The following is a 1,890-nucleotide window of genomic DNA, read 5'->3' on the forward strand; positions in this document are numbered from 1 at the left end:
GCCGCCGTCGGTCGGGGTCCCGTACACCTGCTGACCGGCGACCACCCGGGTCACACCGTCGGCGAGGAACTGGCCGTCCGGTGCTGTCAGGCCGTGGGCGACCTTTCCCGCCGGGTCGATGTAGACGGTGCCGTCCTGCGACATCCAGCCCGCGCCGGAGCCGTCGTCCTGCGTGTCGCTCCCCCACAGCGGATGGCCGTCCACCACCCGCTGGGTCAGGAAATGCCCGTCCTGGGAGGTCTGCCCGTGCTCGACCACACCCTTCGGCGTCACGAAGGTCGTGCCGTCCTCGGACAGGAAACCGCCGCCGTCGGTCGGGGTCCCGTACAGCTGGTGGCCGTCGACCGTCCGCACCGCGCCATTGGGCAGGAACCGCCCGTCCGGCGTGGTGATCCCGTGCTCGACCACACCCGACGGCGAGGTGTACGTCGTACCGTCCCGCGACAGCACCCCGCCGTTCCTGTCCGTCAAGTGCACCGACGTCCGGGCGCCGGAATCCTCCGCGCCGGCGGCCGGCGTGGAATCCGTCACGGCGCGCTCGATTCTTCGCCCATTCTGCCAAGCTACGGAGCATCGCGCACCGTCGACAGATCCACGTTCCGGGCACCGGAGGTGTCCAGAAAAAGGGACATCGCTGTCGGCCGGCCGGCACGGAACAATGGTGGGGCTCATCCGGGCCCGCCCTGGGCCCGTCACGGTCAAGACCCTGAGGTGCCTCAGAGAGAGCCGGGCTTCCCGATGGCCAAGCAGCCGGACACCGACCCGATCACATCGAAGTACCAGGACACCCCCTGGGAACCGGAGATCGACAAGTCCGCGAAGGACGCCTCGGACGAGCAGAAAGCCGCCGACAAGTACACCAGCATCTACGGCGGCACGCCGACCTACGGCACACCCGGCGACGCCGCGGCCCCCGGCGACCTCCAGACCACCCCCACGCTGGCCACGGCCTACACCGTGGCGCCCGACCTGGAGCCGACCTACAACGACCACACGGCGGCCAGTACCGGCGATTCCACGGCCGCGCCGCAGGCCAGTCCGTTCACCGTCGACCTCGGAGCACTGCGGACCGCCGAACAGGCTTTCCTGGACGCCACGAAGGCCGCCAGCGACGCCTACGCGACGCTGCGCACGGTCGTCATGAACGCGGTCAACTCCGATTCGCTCTTCGGCCAGGACGTCGGAAGCACGGAGGCGGTGATCACCGGAAACTACGCCGGCGGGGGCGGCACCAACACCCCGGAATTCGTCCTCGACCCGCTCGACGACGAGAGCACCGCCTTCGCCGCCCAGATCAATCCGCAGATGGAGGCGAAACTGGTGGACGCCGGAAACGTGATCGAGCTCATGGGCACCTTTACCGCGCTGCTCAACAACGCCGGCCAGACCTACACCGAGACCGACTCCATCTCGGTCTTCCCCACGCCGACCTTCTTCCCCGGCGGCCACGGCCCGGTGGTCCACCCCGGCGGCCCCCCGACGGGGTCGATCCCCCCGCGCCCGGGCCCGATTACGCTCCGGTGATGCAGAAAATCGGACTGATAGGCCTGGGGCGGATGGGAACTCCCGTCTGCGCCCGTCTCGCCGGCGCCGGCCACCCGGTGGCCGTCTGGGACGTGGCGCGGGACCGCGAAACCGCCGCGCTCGCCGGCGGGGCGCGCTGGCGGCCGTCCGCCGCCGCGGCGGCCGTCGGGGCGGACGTGCTCCTCACGGTGCTGCCCGGCCCCGCCGAGGTCACCGCGGTGATGGACGACGAGGTCCTGGCGGCGCTCGCCCCCGGGGCGACCTGGATCGACATGAGCAGCAACTCCCCCGGGGCCGCCGCACCCGTCCGCGAGCGGGCGCGGCGGCAGGGCGTCGAGGTGCTCGAAGCCCCGATCGGCGGCAGCC

Annotated in this window: 3 protein-coding genes; 2 read left to right on the plus strand and 1 reads right to left on the minus strand. The window is 71.4% G+C overall.

Features of this window, described 5'->3' with window-relative positions:
- Window positions 1-531: hypothetical protein (locus GA0115240_RS33205; protein ID WP_141709053.1), on the minus strand; the 531-nt coding region annotated here is incomplete at its 3' end.
- A gap of 180 nt (window positions 532-711) precedes the next feature.
- Between GA0115240_RS33205 and GA0115240_RS33210 the strand changes: the two genes are divergently transcribed.
- Window positions 712-1,524, plus strand: coding sequence for a hypothetical protein (locus tag GA0115240_RS33210; RefSeq protein ID WP_141709054.1), 813 nt, complete (start codon window positions 712-714; stop codon window positions 1,522-1,524).
- The coding region (locus tag GA0115240_RS33215; protein WP_141709055.1) for an NAD(P)-binding domain-containing protein at window positions 1,524-1,890 on the plus strand (367 nt) is incomplete at its 3' end. The genes GA0115240_RS33210 and GA0115240_RS33215, both read left to right, overlap by 1 nt.

The organism is Streptomyces sp. DvalAA-14, assembly GCF_900091855.1.
Taxonomy (GTDB): domain Bacteria; phylum Actinomycetota; class Actinomycetes; order Streptomycetales; family Streptomycetaceae; genus Actinacidiphila.